The organism is Candidatus Accumulibacter sp. ACC003 (genome assembly GCF_907163085.1).
Taxonomy (GTDB): Bacteria; Pseudomonadota; Gammaproteobacteria; order Burkholderiales; family Rhodocyclaceae; genus Accumulibacter.
Map to the genome: position 1 here is coordinate 49,069 of NZ_CAJQTX010000005.1, position 21,687 is coordinate 70,755.

A 21,687-nucleotide genomic window follows, 5' to 3' on the forward strand; every position below is an offset into this window, starting at 1 on the left:
GCCAGGAAGCACCAACAATCGCCCGCGGCGCCGGGCGAGCGATTCGGCTACGAGCGGGGTAAAATGCTGTGAGCACGCGTGGGCCACCACGCCAGGTGGTTTTTTCCGAATGCGACGTGCGTTTGCCTTCAATGGGAGAAGATGAATGGGCCACACCACCACCAACACGTTGCGCACGGTCGCTCTGGTCGGCCACGGCGCCGCCGGCAAGACCACTCTCGCCGAAAGCCTGCTCGCCGCCGCTGGCGCGATCAACAGCCGCGGGACAGTCGAAAAAGGCAATACGGTTTGCGACTTCGATCCGCAAGAGAAGGAATTCGGTCATTCCCTGAATGCGGCGCTGGTGGGGTTTTCGTGGCAGGACGTGCAGGTCCAGCTGATTGACACGCCGGGCTTTCCCGATTTCGCCGGCCAGGCGATTGGCGCCCTGGCCGCCGTCGATACCGCGCTGGTGGTGATCAACGCGCAGAACGGCATCGAGCTGGTCAGCGAACGGATGATGGCGCTGGCCGCGGCTCGCGGCGTCTGCCGGATGATCGTCGTCAACAAGATCGACGCCGACAACGTGAACCTGCCGGCTCTGGTCGGTGAAATCCGCGAACGCTTCGGTCGTCAGTGCCTGTTGCTCGACCTGCCGGCGCACGACGGCTGCGAAGTCGTCGAGTTGCTCGGGCACGACAGCGGCGACAGTGATTTTGCGTCGGTGGCCGAAGCGCACCGCGCACTGATCGACCAGATCGTCGAGGAAGACGAGGATCTGCTGGCGCGCTACCTTGAGGAAGGCGTCGACCCGAATCCGGACGAACTGCACCTGCCCTTCGAGAAAGTGCTGCGCTCGGGTCACCTGATTCCGATTCTGTTCGTCTCGGCAAGGACCGGCGCCGGTATCCCGCAACTGCTCGATGTCCTCGCCCGACTGGCACCAAGTCCGGCCGAAAGCAACCCGCCACCTTTTTATCGCGGCGAACCCGACGGGCCGGCAGAAGCCTTCGCGGCCGACCCTGACCCGGACAAGCACGTCCTGGCGCACGTCTTCAAGATCGTCAGCGATCCGTTCATCGGCAAGGTCGGCATTTTCCGCGTCCATCAGGGGACGATCAGGAAGGATTCGCAGCTCTTCGTCGGCGACGCCAAGCGCCCGTTCAAGGTTGGCCACATCTACCACGTCCAGGGCAAGGAGTACGTCGAGGCCGAAGCGCTGCTCCCGGGCGACCTGGGGGCAATCGCCAAGGTCGATGAAATCGAGTTTGACTGCGTCTTGCACGATTCCCACGACGAAGACCATATCCACCTGAAACCGCTTGAATTCCCGCAGCCGATGCTGGGCCTGGCGGTGCATGCCAGGCGCAAGGCCGACGAACAGAGACTGTTCGAAATCCTGCGCAAGCTCGAAGTGGAAGACCCGTGCTTCATCATCGAACGCCATCCGACGACCAACGAAACGGTGATTCGCGGTATCGGCGAAATGCATTTGCGCGCCAAACTGACGCGCCTGGCGCAGCAGTACAAACTGGAACTCGACACCACGCCACCACAGATTGCCTATCGTGAAGCGATTACCGGTTCGGCCGAAGGCCACTGCCGGCACAAGAAACAGAGTGGCGGCGCCGGACAGTTCGGTGAAGTAGCGCTGCGCGTCGAACCCCTGGAACGTGGTGCCGGCTTCGAGTTCGTCGACGTCGTCAAGGGTGGCGTCATTCCCGGAGTGTTCATGGCCTCGGTCGAAAAAGGCGTCCGCCAGGCGCTGGCCGACGGCGTCCTCGCCGGCTTCCCGGTGCAGGACCTGCGCGTGACCGTCCACGACGGCAAGTCGCACCCGGTCGACGGCAAGGATATCGCCTTCGTGACCGCCGCTCGCAAAGCGACCATCGACGCGATTCGCGCCGCCCGGCCGATCATCCTCGAACCAGTGGTCGAAATCGAAATCCTCGCGCCGGACGCGATGACCGGCGACCTCACCGGCGACCTGTCGAGCAAGCGCGGCCACCTGACCGGCACGCAACCGCGCGGCCCGGGGGTGATGGCGATTACCGGCGAGGTCCCGCTGGCCGAACTCGAGGGCTATCAATCACGCCTCAAGTCGCTAACCGGCGGCCAGGGCTCGTACAACATCGCCTTCTCGCACTATGCGCAGGTGCCGCCCGCGACGCAGCAGCAACTGGTTTCGGAACATCAGGTCGTTGAAGAGGAATAGCGGCCAGCGACAGGCGGCGTAGGCGTGCGCGACGCAGGCGTCGCCGGCTGGTTTGCCCGGCTGGCGCGCCGCCTGCTGTATCTGTGGGTGCGGACCGCGGTTTTCCCGGAGAACCCGGCGGAACTCGGCCTCGACCCGAACAAACCCGTCTGTTACGTGCTGCAGGACCGACATCTCTCGAATCTGCTGGTGCTCTTCGAGGAGTCGCGGCGAGCCGGCTTGCCGAGCGCCGAGTCGCCAATGCTGATCGCCGGCCAGCGGCTGCCGCGCTCCTTCTTTTTCCTCAACCGTGACCGCCGCCTGGCCGGCCGGGCCCGTAACGGCAGCGCGCATTCGGCCTTGCTGGTCGACTTGCTTCGCCAGCGGCGTGCGGCGCCGCCGAACGATTTGGCGGTCGACGTGCAGTTGGTCCCGGTGCTGATCCTTTGGGGTCGCGCCCCGGACAAGCAGGACTCCATTGTCAAGGCGCTGTTCGCCGAAAACTGGCGGCCGCCGGGCACCTGGCGACAACTGCTGGCGATCGTGCTGCACGGTCGCAAGGTCCTGGTGCGCTACAGCGCGCCGCTGTCCCTACGCCAGTTGCTGCCGGCGGCGGTCGGCGAAGAACAGGCGCTGCGCAAGCTGTCGCGGGTCTTGCTCGTCCATTTTCGCCGCCAGCGCCAGATGGCCATTGGCCCCGACCTGTCGCACCGCAACACGCAGGTCGGCGCGGTGCTTGCCGGCGAGCGCGTCCGCGCAGCAATCGCCAGCGAAGCGGCGACGCGGGCCATCTCGCCGGCAGCAGCACGCGCGCAGGCGAGGCGTTTTGCGCTGGAGATCGCCTCCGATTATTCTTACGGCGCGGTACGCGCGCTGGAACTGTCGCTGACCTGGTTGTGGTCGCGGCTTTACGACGGCATCGAAGTGCATCATTTCGACGTCGTGGCGCGCATCGCGCCGGGCCACGAGATCGTGTATGTCCCCTGCCACCGCAGCCACATCGACTACCTGCTGCTGTCGTATCTGATTCACCGCAATGGCTTGACGCCGCCGCACATCGCCGCCGGCGCCAACCTCAATCTGCCGCTCATCGGCGCGCTGCTGCGGCGTTGCGGCGCCTTCTTCCTGCGCCGCAGCTTCAAGGGCGAGCCCCTGTACGCAGCGGTCTTCGACGAGTACCTGCATCTGATGCTCGCCCGCGGCTTCCCACTCGAGTACTTCATCGAAGGTGGCCGTAGCCGCAGCGGCCGGCTGTTGCCGCCCAAGGCGGGAATTCTCGGGATGACGGTGCATAGCTTCATTCGTGAGCAGCGGCGGCCACTGGTTTTCGTCCCGATCTACATCGGCTACGAGAAACTGCTCGAAGGGCCCAGCTATATCGCCGAAATGGCCGGCAAAGCCAAGCCGCGTGAATCGCTGCTGGGCGTCCTGAAGAGTATTTGGAGGATCAAGCGGGTCTTTGGCAAGGTGCACGTCAACGTCGGCGAACCGCTGCTGCTGGCCGACTACCTGGATGCCCAGCACCCGGCCTGGCGCGAAGAAGCCGGCGACTGTCCGTCAGCATGGTCACAGCGTGTAACGCGCCGCGCCGCCGCCGAACTCGCCCGCAGGCTGAACGCAGCGGCGGTGGTCAATCCGGTCAACCTGCTGGCGCTGGCCTTGCTGGCGACTCCCAAGCATACCGCCGACGAGCAGACGCTGCAGCGGCTGATCGGGCACTACCAGGCACTGCTCAGCGAGGCCGCATATGCTCCGAGCAGCGTCGCCTGTGCGCTCGACGCGCCGGCCATCGTCGCCTACGGCGAACGACTGGCCTTCGTCGAACGCAGCGCCGATCCGCTCGGTGACCTGATCCGTGCGCCCGCCAGACAGGCGCCCTTGCTGACCTATTTCCGCAACAACGTTCTGCACCTGTTTGCCCTGCCGGCGGTCATCGCCTGCCTGCTCAGCGACAACCGCCACCTGGACGACGCGCGCGTGGCGCAGGCGGTGCGCGGCATCTACTCCTTGATGCGCAGCGAGCTGTTCCTGCGCTGGCCGGTCGACGAGTTGCCGGCAGCCAGCGCGGCGGTCGTTCGCGTGTTTCTGGCGCGCGGCCTGCTACGTCGCCCGCCAGCGTCGGGCGGGCTCACCGCGCCCGAGCCGCTGAGCCCGGAATTTGCCGAACTGCAGCTCCTCGGCGAGAGCATCCGACCGCTGCTCGAGCGCCACTTCCTGACGCTGGCCTTGCTCGAACAGCAGGGGAGCGGTCGTCTGACGCGGCAGGCGCTGGCAGACAACTGTCATCGCCTGGGCCAGCGTCTGGCGCAACTATACGATTTCAACAGCCCGGAGTTCGCCGAAAAAGCGAGCTTCTCGGCGTTCATTGCCTGGCTGATCGAAGCCGAATTCCTGCGCGAAGACGATGCTGGCTTGCTGCATTTCGACGATCGCCTGCTGGCGCCGCTGGCCGACTCGGAGCTGCTGCTCGCGGCGGCGGCACGGCAGGCAATCCGGCGGCTGGCTGGTACCGGCGTCGCCAGCCAGCCGGCGGCGTGATCGGCACGCCGTGACAGGCCCGACTCAGGCCCGGCCGTTGCCGCGCCGCGCCGCCTGCTCAAGGCGCTGTTTTTCGGCATACACCTTGTTGGCATAACCGGTTTTCGGGTCGGTCGGCGAGCCGCCATAATGCTGCAGGCCGCCAGTCAGGCTGCCACGCCAACGGATCGCCTCTTCAAGGACATGGACACCGACCTGGATGTTGGTCACCGGGTCGAGAAAGGGCTGCTCGCCAGCGCCTTCCGGCACCTTGTCCAGATGGATATTGGGCATCACCTGCATCAAGCCCTGGGCGCCGACCGAACTTTCGGCAAAGGGATTGAAGCGCGACTCGATACCAATGATGGCAATGATCAGGAAAGGGTCGAGACGACTTTCGCGACCGACGCTTTGCGCGGCCTGGAAAATCGGCACCAGCGCCTCCGGAGCAACGCGGTAACGACGCGACACATAGTCGAGGGCGCGCCGCAATGACGGGCGGAGTGCTTCGGGAGCTTCTTCGACGGGCGCCGCTTCGACGGCAGCTTCGGCTACGGCTTTCGTCGGCGACACCTTGACGGCTTCGCTTGGCAAGGCTTCGGGGTCAATCGATGCTTCTTCGGCGGTGCTCGGTGTCATCGGCACGGCGGGTGGATCGCCGCTGCTGATGCTATTGCTGAACGCCGGCTTGGCGATGCCCAGAACGAGCATCAGGCTGACGGTAATCAATGCGTATTGAATCGAACTCAAGGTGGCGTCGCTACGACGCGCCCTTGTACTTTTGAGCGAAATAAATGCAGACATGCTCTCTCCTTCACGTTAGTCGTCGTACCGATGAACGGCCCGACGAGCGACTGTTACAGGCGGGTGCAAAGCCTCGAAATTGGGGGAAACAGGTACCCTGAGGCCGGGACTCCGTACGCTTTTAAGTGCCGCGAACAGAGGGGCGGGAGTGAAACTGGACAGCTGAATTTGGGTGGCTGCGCTTCAACAGGAAACGGACTCTATTGATAATCAAGGCCTTGGTCAAGGCACCGCGCCGGGACGGCGCCCGCATGGCCGCCGTCAGCGGTCACCGCGGCGCCGCGCGCAGGCCAGCCGGGCAGCCGGACGACGCCGCTGCAAGCCTTGCGCCAAGGGCGCTGCAGCGCTCACCGGCGGCAAGCACGGCGGCATCGCTCGACGGCGTCGGGCGCCGGGAAAAGTGTTGCGCCAATACAACACATCGCGCGCCGTAAACGCGGCCCGAGACGCCACCGCGCTCGCCGCGAGCCTCTTTTCGCGGCGCCAAAGGGCAGCGGACGGCCGCTTCGTCAGCGTCGCGCAGACGCTGCATCGCGGCGCCGCGCGGCCGCGGCCACGGTCGATATAATGCGCACAGCGGCCGGCAACGCTGGCTAATCACCCGACCGAGCTCGTACTGCCCATGGACATCGCGCTACTCGTCTTTCTGATCCTGCTCAATGGCGTCCTGGCGATGGCCGAGATCGCCGTCGTTTCGTCGCGGCAGTCGCGTCTGCAAAAGCTCGCCGATGACGGCAACGCCGGCGCCCGCTCGGCGCTGCAGCTGAACCGCGCGCCGGCAAACTTCCTGTCGACCATCCAGGTCGGGATTACCAGCGTCGGCATCCTCAGCGGCGCCATTGGCGAAGCGGCACTGGCGGTGCCGCTGACCGCCTGGCTGGCGACTTTTCCGCCGCTGGCGCCCTACGCCGGCGGTCTGGCGCTGACGCTGGTGGTCGTCGCCGTGACCTATTTCGCTGTGGTCATTGGTGAACTGGTGCCCAAGCGCCTCGGCCTGCTGGCGCCGGAACGCGTCGCCGCGCTGATGGCGCCGCCGCTGAACGGGTTGTCGCGCCTGGCGCGGCCGCTGGTCTGGCTGCTCTCGTCATCGTCGAGCGTGCTGTTGCGCCTGCTCGGCGCGCCGCGCGAGCAGAGCTCGTCGGTCAGCAACGACGAAATCAAGCTGTTGATGCGCCAGGGCGCGTTGGCGGGAACCTTCCACGCCAGCGAGCAGGAAATCGTCGCCAACGTCCTGCGCCTCGACGAGCAGCACATCCGCGAGATCATGACGCACCGCAAGGACATCTATCTGCTGGACCTCAACGACAGCGACGAAGCGATCCGCAATCGCCTCGCAAACAGCCCGCACAAGCGCGTTGTCGTCTGCCGCGATGGTCTCGAGCAGATCGTCGGGGTGCTGCGCACCGGCGATCTGCTCAAAGGCGCGCTCTTCGGGCAGCCACTGGCGATCGAGTCCTTCGTCCGGCCGCCGCTCTACGTGCCGGCCAGCGTGACCACGACGCAGCTGCTGGAAACCTTCCGCCGGGCGCGCCAGCAATGTGCGCTGATGATCGACGAGTACGGCGAATTGCAGGGCCTGGTGACGCTTACCGACGTGCTGACTTCGATCGTCGGCGATCTGCCGGTCTACGATACGCCCGCGGTCCAGGACGTCGTCGTTCGTGAGGACGGCTCGTGGCTGGTCGATGGCGGGGTCAGCATCGAACGGCTGCGCAGCGTCGTCAAGATCAGCGGCGATCTGCCGGGTGAGGACGAGAACGCTTTTCATACCGTCGGTGGCTTGATGATGTACGTGCTCGGGCGGATTCCCGCGCCATCCGATTACTTCGATCTCGCCGCGCTGCGCTTCGAGGTCGTCGACATGGACCACAATAGAGTCGATAAGGTATTGATCGCCAGGGCGCTGGCGATCGGCGGCGCGGAAGCGGCGGCGATTGCTTCGGATACGAGCGTCGCCGCTAGCGCGCGTAGCGCGTCGGATCGGCCAGACCAGCGGTGACAAAACCGGCCCGCCGCAAGCGGCACGAATCGCAAATTCCGCAGGCACGACCAAGTTCATCGGCCTGGTAACACGAAACGGTGAGCGCGTAATCGACGCCGAGCGCCGCGCCACGCGCGATGATCTGCGCCTTGCCGAGATCGATCAGCGGCGCGTGCACGCGCAAGCGGGCGCCTTCGACGGCCGCTTTGGTCGCCAGGTTGGCCATTCTTTCGAAAGCCTCGATGTACTCCGGGCGACAGTCGGGATAGCCCGAGTAATCGACGGCGTTGACGCCGACAAAGATGTCGCCACTACCGAGTACTTCGGCCCAGGCCAGCGCCAGCGAAAGCATGATGGTATTGCGCGCCGGCACGTAAGTGACCGGGATGCCCGGCGCGATTCCCGTTACCGGCACGGCGATGGCGTCGTCGGTGAGCGCCGAACCGCCAAAATCCTCAAGCGACAGACGCAAAACGCGGTGCGCGTGCGCGCCAAACGCGGCGGCAACAGCCGTCGCGGCGTGCAATTCGGCGCGATGGCGCTGGCCATAGTCGATCGACAGGCAATGGCAGGCAAAACCGGCGGCACCGGCAATCGCCAGCGTTGTCGCCGAGTCGAGGCCACCCGAGAGAAGGACGACGGCGCGCTTATCGGGCGAACGATCGATGGGGTCTGCAGTGGTCATGAGCGTGGGCTCGAAAATGGCTGCCTGGCCGCGGCCAGCCGTATCTTGTCGGCGACAAGCGACGCCGCGCCGAGACGCCTACCGACCGGCCCAGCGGCCACCGGCTGGCGTGTTTCGCTGTCGCTGCCGATGGGCATCTGCTGTGCCGCAACGGCCAGCCGGCTTGCCGAGCCGATCTGGCAATCATCCGGCAAGTGGCGGCCTAGAACGGGATGTCGTCGTCCATGTCGTCGAAACTCGGCGCCTTCTTGGCCGGCGCCGAGCGCGCCGCGCCGCCAGCGCCGCCGCCGGGGCCACCGGACGACGGCATGCTGCCGCCGTAGTCGCTTTCGTCGCTCGACGATGGCGAACCCATGCCTTCGCGGCCGCCGAGCATTTTCATCTCGTTGCCGGTGATTTCGGTGGTGTAGCGCTCGTTACCGTCCTTGTCTTGCCATTTACGCGTCTTCAGGCTGCCTTCCACGTAGACCGACGAGCCCTTTCTCAGATACTGGCCGGCGATTTCAGCCAGGCGACGGAAGAAGACGATGCGATGCCACTCGGTGGCTTCCTTCTTTTCGCCGGTCTGCTTGTCTTTCCACGATTCCGAGGTGGCGATCCTGATGTTGCAGACGGCGTCGCCGTTTGGCAGATAACGCGTTTCCGGATCGGCGCCAAGATTGCCGACGAGAATCACTTTGTTGACCGAAGCCATGTTGCCTCCCTGGATGTGCAGTACGAGAAGAGAAGATCGCGATTATAGAGCCTGCGCCGTCAGGCCGGCACTTGCCGACGGCGTAGCGCCGGCATGATCATGGTCGTCGACAGCGACAGCCAGATGACGCTCAGCAGCGCGCCGCAGCCCCACACGGCGCCCGGACCGACGTACTTGGATAGCGCGCCGCCAAGGACGCCGCCGGCAAACAGGCCGAGCGCCTGCGTGGTGTTGTATACGCCGAGCGCGGCGCCCTTGGCGTGTGCGGGTGCGATTCGCGCAATCAGCGACGGCTGCGTCGCTTCGAGGATGTTGAAGGCGATGAAAAAGAGCGTCAGCCACAAGGCCAGCCAGTAAATACTGCTCGACAACAGGCCGAAACCAATCTGCACGACGAGCAGCAGCGCCACCGCGGCGTTGAACACCAGTTTCATGCGCCCGTAGCGCTCGGCGGCGATGATCGCCGGGACCATGACCACGAACGACAGCAGCAGCGCCGGCAGATAGAGCTTCCAGTGTTCGGCGACCGGCAAGCCACCGGTGCTGATCAGCTGTGATGGCAGCAACACCCACATCGCGGTGAGCATCAGGTGCAGCGCAAAGACACCGAAGTTCAGGCGCAGCAACTGGCGATTGGTGAGGACTTCGACAAAGCTTGGCCAGGTCGGCTGGCGCGGTACCGTCGGCGCGACCGGCACCACCTTGAGGACGACGAAGATCGCCAGCAGGGCCAGGACACCGGTCAGCACGAAGATTCCGGGCATGCCGATGCTGACAAAGAGTAGCGGCGCGGCGACCATGGACACCGCAAAGACCATGCCGATCGACGAGCCGATCAGCGCCATCACCTTGGTCAGATGCTGCTCGCGGGTGAGGTCGGCGGCCAGCGCGGTGACTGCCGCCGAGATCGCGCCAGCGCCCTGCAGGACGCGCCCGGCGATCACACCGTAAATGTCGCCAGCCGAAGCGGCGACGAAACTGCCGACGGCGAAGAGAATGAGCCCGAAGACAATTACCGGCTTGCGCCCGAAGCGATCGGAAGCGGCACCGTAGGCGATCTGCAGGAAGGACTGCGTCAGGCCATAGGCGCCGAGCGCCATGCCGACCAGCGCGATGTCGTGGCCGGAGGGCAAGTCTTGCGCGTAGATGGCAAACACCGGCAGGATCAGGAACAGGCCGAGCATACGCAAGGCGAAGACCGCTGCCAGGCTGATACCGGCGCGCTTCTCCTGGCTGTTCATGCGGTCAATGGTAGGCGCGGACATATGGGATTGGCGATTCGGGGATTTAATGTGAAAGTCGCGTCTGCGATTCACGAAGCTTCCTTCTCGCCGCTGTGGGAGAAGGGCCGGGATGCGACGGGGAATTCAGGGGGCAAGTGGCGGGAAACAGTCATGACCATCATGATCGGAAGTGTCTCGAATTGTCATGAGCGTTGGTGCCGACTGCGGAATTGCGTATATTAGCAGGTTTGCTCAAGCCCCTCAGGCTGGCAACCAATGGACGAGATTAGAGAAATACGGATCCGCGGTGCGCGTACGCACAACCTGAAGAACATCAATCTCGACCTGCCGCGCAATCGGCTGATCGTGATCACCGGTCTTTCGGGTTCCGGCAAGTCGTCGCTGGCCTTCGACACGCTTTACGCCGAAGGGCAGCGCCGCTACGTCGAGTCGCTGTCGGCGTACGCAAGACAGTTCCTGCAACGCATCGAGAAGCCCGACGTCGACCTGATCGAAGGCCTGTCGCCGGCGATTTCGATCGAGCAGAAAGCGACCAGCCACAACCCCCGCTCGACCGTCGGAACGGTCACCGAAATCCACGACTACCTGCGCCTGCTGTTCGCCCGCGCCGGCACTCCTTACTGCGCCGAGCACTTGCAGGCGCTCGAATCGCAAACTGTTTCGCAAATGGTCGACCACGTTCTCGCCTTGAGCGAGGACAGCCGGCTGATGATCCTGGCGCCGGTAGTCGCCGACCGCAAGGGCGAACAGCTCGAGCTCTTTGCCGAGTTGCGCGCGCAGGGTTTCGCGCGCCTGCGCGTGGACGGCCAGATCTACGAGATCGACGCGCTGCCGAAGCTCGCCAAGACGCGCAAACATACTGTTGACGTCGTCGTCGACCGCCTGAAGGTGCGTGCCGACAGCCGCCAGCGGCTTGCCGAGTCATTCGAAACGGCGCTGCGCCACGCCGACGGCCGCGCCATCGCCTACGAGATGGATAGCCAACGCGAGCACTTCTTCTCGGCGCGCTTTGCCTGCCCGGTGTGCTCGTATTCGCTGCCCGAACTCGAACCGCGAATATTCTCGTTCAACAGCCCGCTCGGCGCGTGCCAGAAATGCGACGGCCTCGGCGTCATTCAATTCTTCGACCCGAAGCGCATCGTCGGCCATCCGGAACTGTCACTGGCCAGCGGTGCGATCCGCGCCTGGGACCGGCGCAACCCCTTCTATTTCCAGATGCTCTGCTCGCTGGCGGCGCACTACGGTTTCGACGTCGAAACACCGTTTGCCGACCTGCCCGAGAACATTCAGCAGATCGTCCTCTACGGTTCCGGTCGCGAGCAGTTGCCGTTCGAGTATCTCAACGAGCGCGGACGCCGCAGCGTCCGGCAGCACAGCTTCGAAGGCATCGTCGTCAATCTCGAGCGCCGCTACAAGGAGACCGACTCGCAAGCAGTTCGCGAAGAACTGGCGCGGCTGATCAGCAACCAGACGTGTCCGTCTTGCCACGGCAGCCGCCTGCGCGAGGAGGCACGCAACGTGCGCGTCGGCGTGCGGGCGAACGCGCGCACGCTGCACGAACTCAGCCGCATGCCGCTGACCGAGGCACGCGACTACTTCCTGGCACTGAAGCTGCCCGGCAACAAGGCGCAGGTCGCCGAGAAGGTGCTCAAGGAGATCGTCAGCCGGCTGCAGTTCCTGATCAACGTCGGCCTCGAATACCTGTCGCTGGACCGCTCGGCAGAAACGCTGTCCGGCGGCGAAGCGCAACGCATCCGGCTTGCTTCGCAGATCGGTTCGCAACTGACCGGCGTGATGTACGTCCTCGACGAACCGTCGATCGGCCTGCATCAGCGCGACAACGAACGCCTGTTGAAGACGCTGCAACAGTTGCGTGACATCGGCAATACCGTGATCGTCGTCGAACATGACGAGGAAGCGATTCGCGGCGCCGATTACGTCGTCGACATCGGCCCGGGCGCCGGCGTCCATGGCGGCTTCGTCGTCGCCGCGGGGACGCCGGCCGAGATCGTCGCCAACCCGGCTTCGCTCACTGGCGACTACCTCGCCGGCCGCCGGCGGATCGCACTGCGCGCACAGCGACGCCGGGCCGACCCCGAACGACTGCTGCAGATCGTCGGCGCGCGCGGCAACAACTTGCAGGACGTCACCGCCGACATTCCGGTCGGCCTGTTTACCTGCATCACCGGCGTTTCCGGCTCGGGCAAGTCGACGCTGATCAACGACACGCTGTATGCCGCCGCGGCCAGGCACCTGTACGGGTCCAGCGCCGAGCCGGCGGAACACGATCGCATCGTCGGCCTCGATCACTTCGACAAGGTGATCAACGTCGACCAGAGCCCGATCGGCCGCACGCCGCGCTCGAACCCGGCCACCTACACCGGCCTGCTGACGCCGATCCGCGAACTGTTTTCGGGAATTCCGGAAGCCCGCGCGCGCGGCTACGGCCCCGGACGCTTCTCGTTCAACGTCAAGGGTGGACGCTGCGAAGCCTGCCAGGGCGACGGCGTGATCAAGGTCGAAATGCACTTCCTGCCCGACATCTACGTACCCTGCGACGTTTGTCACGGCAAGCGCTACAACCGCGAGACGCTCGAAATCCACTACAAGGGCAGCAACATTCACCAGGTTCTGCAGATGACCGTCGAGGTCGCGCGCGAATTCTTCGACGCCGTGCCGGTGATCGCCCGCAAACTGCAGACGCTGGTCGATGTCGGTCTGAGCTACATCACGCTTGGCCAATCGGCAACCACGCTCTCGGGCGGCGAGGCGCAGCGCGTCAAGCTGGCGCTCGAACTATCGAAGCGCGATACCGGCCGAACGCTCTACATCCTCGACGAGCCGACCACCGGCCTGCATTTCCAGGATATCGAGATGCTGCTGGCGGTACTGCACCGGCTGGTCGACCACGGCAATACGGTGGTCGTCATCGAACACAATCTGGACGTTATCAAGACCGCCGACTGGCTGCTCGACCTCGGCCCGGAAGGCGGCGCTGGCGGCGGCCGGATTCTCGCCGCCGGCACGCCGGAGCAGATCGCACAACTCGCCGGCAGCCACAGCGGCCGCTTCCTGGCGGCCCTCCTGGCCCGCGCCGAAAATGCCGTTACAATCGCCGCCAGCGCTTCGGCAAGCGGCGATTGAGCCGCCGCCCTGGGCCACTGGACGCGTGCCGACAAGCCGCTGGCTGCGCATCTGCGAACTGCCGAAGCCGAAAAAACTTGTTTGGCGGGCGTCGAAACCATGCCAGAATTGCAGCCTTTGGCGCCCCGTTCACCGGCCGCCGCGTAAATTTCCGTACTAGCAGCAAAGACGGTTTTAACCACCAAAGGAGACAATATGAACAAGTCCGAAATGATCGACGCTATCGCCGAGCGCGCCGAGCTCTCCAAAGCAGGCTCCGCAAAGGCGCTTGATGCCGTTATCGACACGATCGTCGAAACGGTAGCCAAGGGTGAAGCGGTAACCCTGGTTGGTTTTGGCTCCTTCAAGGCCAGCGCGCGTGCGGCACGCGAAGGAAAGAACCCGAAAACAGGCGACAAGATTCAGATCCCCGAGACGGTCGTCCCGAAGTTCGCCGCCGGCGCAACGTTCAAGAGCAAAGTTGCCGGCAAGAGCTAGCCAGCCAGCCGCGTCCATCGCGGACGCTTGACCCTGCCTCTTGGCAGTCCATCACCCTATAGGAGTCCTGCCCATGCGTATCCGCACCGCTATCCTCACCGCCGCCCTTGCCCTTCTGCCGTTGGCCGCAGCGGCGCAACAGCCCGCTACCGCCGAAGCGCTGACCGCAGTCGGACCGGGCCACTTTGCCGGCGTCGTCGAAGCTCAGGTGACCCTGGTCGTCGAGGCCATCGATCCGGCGTCGCGCGGCCTTGTCCTGCGCGACGACAAGGGCGAAAAAATGGCGATCATCGCCAGCGACGCCGTCAAGAACTTCGCCCAGATCAAGGTCGGCGACCAGGTCATCGCCAGCTACACGCAGGGGCTTGACATTACCCTGGTCAAGGACGGAAAAGCACTTCGCGAGCGTGTCGAAAGCACCTCGGGAGGCTCCGCAAAGCCGGGTGAAAAGCCCGCCGCCCAGGTCGTTAACGAAGTCGCCTTCATCGCCGACGTGACCGCCGTCGACCGCAAGAAGCAGGTGATTACACTGCGCGGCGCCACCAAGACCGTCAAGCTGAAGATCAAGGACCCGGAACAGCTGAAGCTGATCAACAAGGGTGACCAGGTCGAGGGTGTGTATGCCCAGGCGCTGGCCGTTTCCGTCGTCCCGGCAGGCAGCAAGGCGAAGAAGAAATAAGAAGAAACACGACGCGCCTCTGCCGTCGCGGCGACGGCGCGCGATCCTCGGGCAACTCCCGGGATTGACGCGCCAAATCGCGACACGTAGAATCCGTGCGGGTTCGGGGGCATAGCTCAGCTGGGAGAGCGTCTGGTTCGCAATCAGAAGGTCGGCGGTTCGATCCCGCCTGTCTCCACCAAGTAATTCAAACACTTAGCCCGGCTCACAAGGTCGGGATTTTGCTGTCTGGCGCCCGTGTAGCCACCATGTAGCCAGATTCGAGCAATCCGAATCAATCCCGCCAAAGGAAAACTTGGCGCGGTGCCGGGTCATTGGAGCAGCACTCTCGCTCAGACCAAGAGGGGGGGTTAAGCAATGTGTACGCGTTTCCGTCGTTTGCGCTCCGTAGCGCTGCTCCTATCGGCAGCCGCCGTATATTCAGCCAGTACCAGCGTGAGCGCAGCCAGCTACACCTTTACCGATCTAGGCACGCTGGGGGGAACCTCTAGCTATGGCTCTGGAATCAACAACGCAGGAAAAGTTATTGGGAGTAGCTACACCGCTGGCGGCGATCAGCGTGCCACGCTTTGGAACGGCACCACAGCCACTGATCTCGGCACCCTAGGCGGAATGTCTAGCTTTGGGGTTGGCATCAACAACTCCGGGCAGGTCGCGGGGTGGAGCTACACAACCGCGGTTGGTGAGGGTTACCACGCCACCGTCTGGAACGGTACGGTCGTGACCGACCTCGGCACCCTGGGTGGAACTTACAGTCTCGCATACGGAATCAACGACTCGGGACAAGTCGTAGGGTTTGGGCACACCGCGGGTGACGCGGCTGCGCACGCCACGGTCTGGTACGGTACGGCGGTGGTCGACCTTGGCACCCTCGGCGGAACATCTAGCTATGCTTTTGGAATTAACAACTCCGGGCAAGTCGTTGGGAGGGCCCACACCGCTGGCGGCGATCAGCGCGCCACGCTTTGGAACGGCACCACAGCCACCGATCTCGGCACCCTGGGTGGAAATTACAGCAGTGCATACGGAATTAACGATTCCGGCCAAATCGTTGGAGGTGCCTACACCGCTGGCGGCGATCAACACGCCACGATTTGGAACGGCATTGTGGCCACTGACCTCGGCACCCTGGGTGGAAGGATTAGCTATGCTTTTGGAATTAACAACTCGCGGCAGGTTGTTGGGTCTTCCTTCATCGGAGGCGACGTGGTTGCTCACGCCGCCCTTTGGAAGGAAGGCGCAGCGACTGACCTGAACAGCTTCCTTGACGCTGCGACTGTCGGCTCAGGCTGGGTGTTGACGGAGGGTCACGGCATCAACGACAGTGGCTGGATTACTGGCGTCGCCCGCAACAGCATCACCGGACAGGAGCACGCCTTTTTGCTGGCTCCCGTCCCCGAACCCGCCAGCCTCGCTCTTTTCAGCCTCGGCCTCGTAGCGCTACGGTTGGCTAGGCGCACGAGGAAAGAAGGGCGGCAGTTTTGAGCGCGTCGACTTCGGAGATTTGCCACGCCATACCGTTGTCGGAGTTTTGCGGCTGTGCGCGCCACGATACCCGGACGGGTTTCCAGAACTAACCGGCCGAAGGGCGCATCCAGCCCACAGAAGCAAGCCGCACCACAGAAAAACCCGGCGAGGCCAGGGCTGTGCATGGTCTGCTGCCACGTCGCTACACCCTACGGCTTTCCATCTGAGCATTGACGACTGTCGCGGCCATTCTGAAACCGGCTCAAACGTGACGACGTGAAACTGGATCTTCTTTGGCTATGCAAATTGGAAATCTTGTATCTTCCTTCGCTGTGTGGCCCTTCTTCGGTGTTCTTTTGGAGGCCGTGGAACAACCAGCGGAGCGTCGGAGCGAGACCTGATTGGCCAACATGTCAAGGCGAGGTAACGCACTGAAAGCGCGCGATTTTCTTTGTCTGGGAACGCCATGGCGGGACTCCAGTTTCAAACCGTCCAGTGCGGACCGGTTTCACGCCGGCGCGGACAGACGACGGTGTCGACAAGCGCCTTGGCCATTCAACGAGGTGAACGATCGCCCACCGGGCGCCATCGTCCAGCGCGTCCGAGTTGCTGCCCAGGCTGGCGGCTGACGACAAAACATCGAAGCCCCTTCAAGTGCGCATTCGGTCGTGATGTCCTCGCTGACGACGAAGAACTGCGCAGCGTTTCCGGCAGTGGCGAAGTAGGGCTTCGGCTCGCATTCGGCTTGTACGTGGGCGTCGGCTCTCATCGCATCACCCCCTGCAAGCCAAACAGTTCTCGTATCTCGGTGGCCAGTTCGCTGCACGCCCACAAGTAATTGTCTTGGGCCGACGCGTCGAGCACGCGCCCGAACGTCTCGCCGCCGACACCCCATGTCATCAGCAGCATTGCGTCAAGGTGCGCCAGCTTCTTCTCGATCAATTCTCGAACGTCGTCAGCCGTCGCGCCAGGGGCAAAGCCGTAGACGGAAGAGTCGATAGCCGGGCGACTGGTTTGTGTCTGCTCATTCATGGCACGCCTCCGCCGTATCGAGGAATGCCGCCAGGGCGGCCGGCAGCTTGCTTGCGTCGCCGTGCAGCGCGTCCTGGACGTCGTACAGGTCGTCGAGCATGCGCCGGTAGGCCAAGGCCAGATCGTGCGATAGCCGGGCCTCGTTGACGGCAAGGTGCGCCTTGTTGATCGCGTCGAGCAGTACCAGCCCGACAACGGCCAGGGCAGTGATTCCGTCAGGAGTGAAGCGGTTGAGACTTTGCAGCGTGCGGGATTGGCGCGCGTCGGCGCCGGGGATATTGGGCATGGTGAAACTCCATAGCAACGGGTCTTCGTTCCGCCTTCCCCGACGCCAATCGAGGAGGGCAGGCCGTGCGGGTTGGCGTACCGGGCTATGGAACCGGCGCAGCCGAAGCTGCCCCGCACGGCCGCCCAAAACTTGGACAGCATGCAACGGACAAAAAAATACCGCACTGCAGGCGGTTTGTCCGCCATAGCTCCGAGACGCCAATCTCGCATCGCTGATGTGCAGCGACATCGAAATCATACGCCCGGACCGGGCGGCCTGCAAATGGGGATTGCCTGGAGCGCTCACGCCACGCCCTCGATGAAAGTCAGCGCAGCCTCGGCGACCGTCAGCCACCGCTGGGTGATCATCTCCGACTATGCCGCCCGCGAGTCAGCCCCGACGAACTCTTGCTGACGATGGACGAACAGCCGGCGCTGATACGAGATCCGGGGTTTATGATCGAGGGAGAGCTACTGGCCGAGATCGTGCACGCTTGTGCTGATCGGATGTCCAGGAAGCTCGCGGGTGGAGCGCTGCGGGTATCGGCTTGACGGTGAGCCCGCCACGGCGGTGGCAAGGACCGGGCCACGGCTCAATCGGCCGGGTCCCGAGCCACCGCAGATGGTGACCCAAAGGATAGGTACCAAGGAGAAGTGTGTGAACCACATGACGGAAACGACGATGAGCATTGCGAATTTCGTCGATTGACGCCAGTTCGTACACGCCCGTATACTGCTCAACGAACCATTCGATTTCCTATCGGTCAGGCAACATGAGTCTCAAGCACCTATTTCCATTCGCTGGGGACCACGCTATCCAAAGCGCTGTCGTCGTCGTCGAATGGGCAGCGCCTGGCGGTTCCGGGCATCTTGCGGCCGACCACCTGCAGCAACTACAGAGTGTGGCTCTACCGAAGCTCGCCGAACTCGGCCTTGGCGCGAGCGAGATACTCAACGTCTTTGAACTTCAGATGGTTCCCGGGAAAGCGGCTTCGCACTCATCACAAGTGGTGGGGGGATTCAAGGCCAGCCGCCCCTCACCTACCGGTGGTGAGGCACGCAGCGTTATGCTGACACGCGAAAATTGCATCATCCAGATAGATGACTACACTCGCTGGGCGAAGGCCAAGCACGATATCCGAGAGTACTTGAACGTCTTGCTTCCATTGGTCGGGACGACAGTGCCAATCTTGCACCTGACATTGCAGTTCAATGATGTATTTCTCTGGAAGGCTCCACCCGACGAGCTGATCATGACTGAGGTGTTCAAGCAAGATACCACTTGGCTACCTCCACACGTCTTCAGCATACAGAACCTATGGCATTCGCATCACGGGTATTTTTGTGATCAGGTATCACCATGCAATTTCAAGCAACTGGATAACGTTAACGTCAGCCGATCGATGGTCAACGCATTAGAATCTGTGCAAGCATTGGTCGCACACCGCGCCAGCTTTGCAAACCCAATCTGGGTGAAACAGCCTCTTTCAGACGACGACCCGATTTCACAGGTTCTCGACAGGTTTCATGACGACAACAAGACGATCCTGGCAGACCTCTTCAGCGATGAGGTACTGCGTAGAATCAACTTGCTTTCGAGCTGATTAGGGAGACATACGTGCTTGCTCAGATTACTACGATTCTCGCAATGCCGGCCGTTGCGTACGGGTTGGCTACCGCGCGTCCAGAGTACGAGCGCTACGTGGACAGCTACGAGCGAACACCATTGGTCAGCCGTCAGGACACGGAGCATGCTCTGCTTCAACGTACACCAGCCGTGACGGAGATGTGCCTGCAGTTGGGTTCCTTGTCCGGCGTGCATGGCAAACGAGAGCTACTTCAACGATTGATTGAGCAGTTTGCCGCTATTCATGATGGTTGGAACGGCGAAGGAAGTGTAGCGCCAAGCGCCGCAGCGGTGAATGCAGCAAGGGTGTTCCTCGACTCAATACCTCCCGGAATCGCACTGCCTACGCCGATGATGACCGAACTCGGCGAGATGGAGTTCTACTGGAGCCTGCCCACCGGGTATGCCGATATCAGTTTCGACGCCGAAGGTATCGGCTCGTTTTTCGTCCGCGACAAGGATGGCAAAGAGTACTTCGCGGAAAGCCTTGAGCCAGAGTTTCGCCAGCTTCCGGAACAAGAACGGATCCTCGCCGTTCTGGCACCACACCTGCTCGTGACGGCTGCGTGAGTCGCGTGTTAAATCGCGATGGCGCTCACCGTTTTCGAGACTGCCACCACTTCTACTGCTGAACAACTGGCCGAAAGCCTTCAGGCGCTAACAGAGACTCGGCAACTGAACGGTGAAAGAGTAAGCGTAAGCGCTTGCTCGCCAGGGCCAATTAGCGACGCGGAACTATTGTTTCGCGCGTTCGATCAACCAGTACACTTCCAGAACGGCGAAATCGTGCCGACGGCCTTCGACGACGCAAAGATTCGAGGGATGTCCGTCAACAGAATGTCGTATATCACTGTCGATGACGCGCTAAGGTTGGCGTTTTCCCGTGTAGCGATGGTCAACCACAGCAAGGCCAAAGACGCGTCCGCATTGGGGAGGCAACCGACAGCGGAGAAGAGAAGGATGGTTGCCTACACCGTCTTCAAAACGTCTGACATTAGGTTACTACTGCACGGACACGAACCAGAATCAGTGCGCCGGCTCTTTGGAGTGTATGACACTGCAACAGAAGCCGATTCCAGCCACGGTGACGTCTTCTTTTTGCTGCCTGGAAGACAGAAACAGGCTTGGCGCAGCGCGCGTAGCAGGCTATATGATCTAGCAAAGAATGGACTAATCATCCTGCGAAATCCTGCCTGAGTTACGGTCGCGCAACGGCCGGCGGAAAGCGCGTCTTCATTACTGCGCCTTCGGGTCAACTTGGTGCTGGAGAATGGCGGCCTACGACACAAAGGCCACCTTCGTGTTGGTTGAGAGCAGACGTTCAGGGTTAGAATTACCCGGCTGGCGCAGCTTTATCGTGCCAGTCCGTGTTGATGGATGGCTTGGGCTTCATCACTAGGCCCCGGGGCGCGGCAAACGACGAACGTCAGCCATGAGGCTCCCTAGTCCACGTGGCCCGAAGCTCTGCATTTTTTCGATTTCCTCGTCGGTAAAGTCAGGCTCGTCCCGGTGCGGTGCTGGCTCTGTTATCCGCTCCCCAACCCGTTCGGTCGGGCAGTCAAGAATCAACCTTGCCCGGGAGCGCCATGCGCCGTCGACTGTACATACTCGTACTGACTCTGGAGCCTCTCCTTGGGCCATTTTTCATATGCCTTAGTTCATGATCATGTCGAAGCGGCCTCAAGTGACATCTCGGAACACCGCGAACGCTTCAATTGCAAACAGGTTACGAGCCCAGTAGAAGCGCCAGCGCCCGCGAGAACGATGCCCAATATAGACAATAGGAGGCCCGTCGCTGATTGTTGTAGCAGGCACGATAGAGAAGACCTGCGATCACAATCTGTGTCGAGCGCGAGACAAATCAAGCGAATAGTGAGCCCAATTTCACCCTAGAGGAGCACATCACATGAAGGCCTACTTCGTTTTGTTCTTTAACACAAACACAAAACATCCTACAAAACCAATTTTTCTTTGTTGTTTTCATTAGTTCTTTTTTTTTTTTCCTTGTTTTCTCCTCCACCCCCATAACACCTACACGCCCCCGCTTCCCCCCCCCCAACCCGCCCCAACCATTTTTTTGTTCACACCACCACTCCCCCGCCTCCTTTATGTTTTAAAAAACACTATTAACAATTAGGGCCCCCGCGTTACCCTGCGTAACGTCGGAGCCGTCTCCGTGACTAGGCGTCGCTCGGAACGCTGGAAGCCTCACCGCAACAGGCTCCGCTGCGCATGTCCCTTGGTTCAATGCCGTACCAGAACATCTTCCGACGCGGCACCTCGCGAGCTAGGTCTCAGGTCCTTGGGACTTGCAGCCTGCGACTCTGATCGGATCGGGCAGCCTGGATTTCGGGTCGCCCTAGAGTTCTTCGAAACGACATCTATTACCTGACGCGCTCCCACTCCCCAATGTCTTCTGGAATGCCGAGCGTCGATGTGTCGTACCCACCGGGCGGGGTGAACGTATGGCCGCCAGCCAAATCGTCTGCAGCGTGCTGCGCAGAGATGTAGCTACCCAGGTTTTCATCCATGAACATGGCATGCCAGCGGCCGTTGTTCTGAACGATTGAGAAGACGCCAACCTTGGTTCGATAGATGTACACGGCAACCCCTCTCTCAGAAAAATTCGGAAGAACACGTTAAAACCATTCGTTGAAACAACAAACGGCTCCCGGCCGTCGCCCTGGACGCGATGTGCCGCGGCGCGACTGACTTTTGATAGCCGCAAGCCTCCCATCAATGCACCTTCGGCACCATCTTCCGCAATCAATTCCAGAAATCCCCGGTGTTCACCATCGGCGCGTCGTGCCGGCACATCGACTGATCACCAACTCCTATTGCCCGCATCAGGTCGCTGTTCCTCGTCCACAGCCCAAGCTTGTTCCGAGCCCACTTC

General features: G+C 62.4%; 17 protein-coding genes and 1 tRNA gene. 11 read left to right on the forward strand and 7 right to left on the reverse strand.

Annotated features, from left to right (window positions below):
- The first annotated feature begins 145 nt into the window (after positions 1-145).
- Together fusA and plsB are read left to right on the forward strand one after the other, a co-directional pair.
- A complete protein-coding gene (gene fusA, locus QZ656_RS10070) occupies positions 146-2,194 on the forward strand; it encodes an elongation factor G (RefSeq protein ID WP_291993271.1) in 2,049 nt (682 codons plus the stop codon).
- Between the two features lie 24 nt (positions 2,195-2,218).
- Positions 2,219-4,711: a glycerol-3-phosphate 1-O-acyltransferase PlsB gene (gene plsB / locus QZ656_RS10075; protein WP_291993272.1), complete on the forward strand. Its 2,493-nt coding sequence runs from the start codon at positions 2,219-2,221 to the stop codon at positions 4,709-4,711.
- 24 nt (positions 4,712-4,735) lie between these two features.
- Here plsB and QZ656_RS10080 read toward each other — a convergent pair whose 3' ends face one another.
- Positions 4,736-5,494, reverse strand: coding sequence for a transglycosylase SLT domain-containing protein (locus tag QZ656_RS10080; RefSeq protein WP_291993273.1), 759 nt, complete (start codon positions 5,492-5,494; stop codon positions 4,736-4,738).
- Between the two features lie 622 nt (positions 5,495-6,116).
- Here QZ656_RS10080 and QZ656_RS10085 point away from each other — a divergent pair.
- Positions 6,117-7,493 carry a hemolysin family protein gene (locus QZ656_RS10085; RefSeq protein WP_291993274.1) on the forward strand — a complete coding sequence of 459 codons (1,377 nt, stop codon included), beginning with the start codon at positions 6,117-6,119 and terminating at the stop codon, positions 7,491-7,493.
- On the opposite strand, the gene queC is transcribed toward QZ656_RS10085, so the two are convergent.
- The 3 genes from queC to QZ656_RS10100 all read right to left on the reverse strand — a co-directional run bounded on the left by queC (position 7,453) and on the right by QZ656_RS10100 (position 10,095).
- On the reverse strand, positions 7,453-8,160 hold the full coding sequence (queC, locus tag QZ656_RS10090; protein ID WP_291993275.1) for a 7-cyano-7-deazaguanine synthase QueC: 708 nt from the start codon (positions 8,158-8,160) through the stop codon (positions 7,453-7,455). The genes QZ656_RS10085 and queC overlap by 41 nt on opposite strands.
- A 202-nt stretch (positions 8,161-8,362) precedes the next feature.
- Entirely contained in the window at positions 8,363-8,854 is a 492-nt protein-coding gene (gene ssb, locus QZ656_RS10095; protein ID WP_291993276.1) for a single-stranded DNA-binding protein, read from the reverse strand.
- Between the two features lie 59 nt (positions 8,855-8,913).
- On the reverse strand, positions 8,914-10,095 hold the full coding sequence (locus QZ656_RS10100) for an MFS transporter (protein ID WP_291993277.1): 1,182 nt from the start codon (positions 10,093-10,095) through the stop codon (positions 8,914-8,916).
- 267 nt (positions 10,096-10,362) lie between these two features.
- On the opposite strand from QZ656_RS10100, the gene uvrA reads away from it, so the two are divergent.
- The 5 genes from uvrA (at position 10,363) to QZ656_RS10125 (ending at position 15,883) form a co-directional block, all read left to right on the forward strand.
- On the forward strand, positions 10,363-13,242 hold the full coding sequence (uvrA, locus tag QZ656_RS10105; RefSeq protein ID WP_291993820.1) for an excinuclease ABC subunit UvrA: 2,880 nt from the start codon (positions 10,363-10,365) through the stop codon (positions 13,240-13,242).
- 195 nt (positions 13,243-13,437) lie between these two features.
- Positions 13,438-13,719 (forward strand): HU family DNA-binding protein, encoded by a 282-nt coding sequence (locus QZ656_RS10110; protein ID WP_291993278.1) that lies wholly within the window; start codon positions 13,438-13,440, stop codon positions 13,717-13,719.
- A gap of 73 nt (positions 13,720-13,792) precedes the next feature.
- On the forward strand, positions 13,793-14,398 hold the full coding sequence (locus QZ656_RS10115; protein WP_291993279.1) for a hypothetical protein: 606 nt from the start codon (positions 13,793-13,795) through the stop codon (positions 14,396-14,398).
- 105 nt (positions 14,399-14,503) lie between these two features.
- Positions 14,504-14,579, forward strand: a tRNA-Ala gene (locus QZ656_RS10120).
- 254 nt (positions 14,580-14,833) lie between these two features.
- On the forward strand, positions 14,834-15,883 hold the full coding sequence (locus tag QZ656_RS10125) for a PEP-CTERM sorting domain-containing protein (protein ID WP_291993280.1): 1,050 nt from the start codon (positions 14,834-14,836) through the stop codon (positions 15,881-15,883).
- 747 nt (positions 15,884-16,630) lie between these two features.
- On the opposite strand, the gene QZ656_RS10130 is transcribed toward QZ656_RS10125, so the two are convergent.
- Positions 16,631-16,897, reverse strand: coding sequence for a hypothetical protein (locus QZ656_RS10130; protein WP_291993281.1), 267 nt, complete (start codon positions 16,895-16,897; stop codon positions 16,631-16,633).
- Positions 16,890-17,183 carry a hypothetical protein gene (locus QZ656_RS10135; protein ID WP_291993282.1) on the reverse strand — a complete coding sequence of 98 codons (294 nt, stop codon included), beginning with the start codon at positions 17,181-17,183 and terminating at the stop codon, positions 16,890-16,892. The genes QZ656_RS10130 and QZ656_RS10135 overlap by 8 nt, the downstream gene beginning before the upstream one ends.
- Before the next feature lie 754 nt (positions 17,184-17,937).
- Between QZ656_RS10135 and QZ656_RS10140 the strand changes: the two genes are divergently transcribed.
- Genes QZ656_RS10140 through QZ656_RS10150 form a run of 3 tightly spaced genes read left to right on the forward strand, consistent with a single transcriptional unit; the run spans position 17,938 to position 19,988 of the window.
- Positions 17,938-18,768: a hypothetical protein gene (locus QZ656_RS10140; RefSeq protein WP_291993283.1), complete on the forward strand. Its 831-nt coding sequence runs from the start codon at positions 17,938-17,940 to the stop codon at positions 18,766-18,768.
- A gap of 14 nt (positions 18,769-18,782) precedes the next feature.
- Positions 18,783-19,361, forward strand: coding sequence for a hypothetical protein (locus tag QZ656_RS10145; RefSeq protein WP_291993284.1), 579 nt, complete (start codon positions 18,783-18,785; stop codon positions 19,359-19,361).
- Positions 19,362-19,379: 18 nt separating this feature from the next.
- A complete protein-coding gene (locus tag QZ656_RS10150; RefSeq protein ID WP_291993285.1) occupies positions 19,380-19,988 on the forward strand; it encodes a hypothetical protein in 609 nt (202 codons plus the stop codon).
- Positions 19,989-21,175: 1,187 nt separating this feature from the next.
- On the opposite strand, the gene QZ656_RS10155 is transcribed toward QZ656_RS10150, so the two are convergent.
- A complete protein-coding gene (locus QZ656_RS10155; RefSeq protein ID WP_291993286.1) occupies positions 21,176-21,394 on the reverse strand; it encodes a hypothetical protein in 219 nt (72 codons plus the stop codon).
- Positions 21,395-21,687 lie beyond the last annotated feature (293 nt).

What these genes read in the sequence shown, in the direction of transcription:
- QZ656_RS10150 (WP_291993285.1), top strand. Translation starts at nt 19,380, where the DNA reads ATGGCGCTCACCGTTTTCGAGACTGCCACCACTTCTACTGCTGAACAA.
- ssb (WP_291993276.1), bottom strand. Translation starts at nt 8,854, where the DNA reads ATGGCTTCGGTCAACAAAGTGATTCTCGTCGGCAATCTTGGCGCCGAT.
- QZ656_RS10100 (WP_291993277.1), bottom strand. Translation starts at nt 10,095, where the DNA reads ATGAACAGCCAGGAGAAGCGCGCCGGTATCAGCCTGGCAGCGGTCTTC.
- queC (WP_291993275.1), bottom strand. Translation starts at nt 8,160, where the DNA reads ATGACCACTGCAGACCCCATCGATCGTTCGCCCGATAAGCGCGCCGTC.
- QZ656_RS10080 (WP_291993273.1), bottom strand. Translation starts at nt 5,494, where the DNA reads ATGTCTGCATTTATTTCGCTCAAAAGTACAAGGGCGCGTCGTAGCGAC.
- QZ656_RS10115 (WP_291993279.1), top strand. Translation starts at nt 13,793, where the DNA reads ATGCGTATCCGCACCGCTATCCTCACCGCCGCCCTTGCCCTTCTGCCG.
- QZ656_RS10085 (WP_291993274.1), top strand. Translation starts at nt 6,117, where the DNA reads ATGGACATCGCGCTACTCGTCTTTCTGATCCTGCTCAATGGCGTCCTG.
- fusA (WP_291993271.1), top strand. Translation starts at nt 146, where the DNA reads ATGGGCCACACCACCACCAACACGTTGCGCACGGTCGCTCTGGTCGGC.
- QZ656_RS10135 (WP_291993282.1), bottom strand. Translation starts at nt 17,183, where the DNA reads ATGCCCAATATCCCCGGCGCCGACGCGCGCCAATCCCGCACGCTGCAA.
- QZ656_RS10110 (WP_291993278.1), top strand. Translation starts at nt 13,438, where the DNA reads ATGAACAAGTCCGAAATGATCGACGCTATCGCCGAGCGCGCCGAGCTC.
- QZ656_RS10130 (WP_291993281.1), bottom strand. Translation starts at nt 16,897, where the DNA reads ATGAATGAGCAGACACAAACCAGTCGCCCGGCTATCGACTCTTCCGTC.
- QZ656_RS10140 (WP_291993283.1), top strand. Translation starts at nt 17,938, where the DNA reads ATGAGTCTCAAGCACCTATTTCCATTCGCTGGGGACCACGCTATCCAA.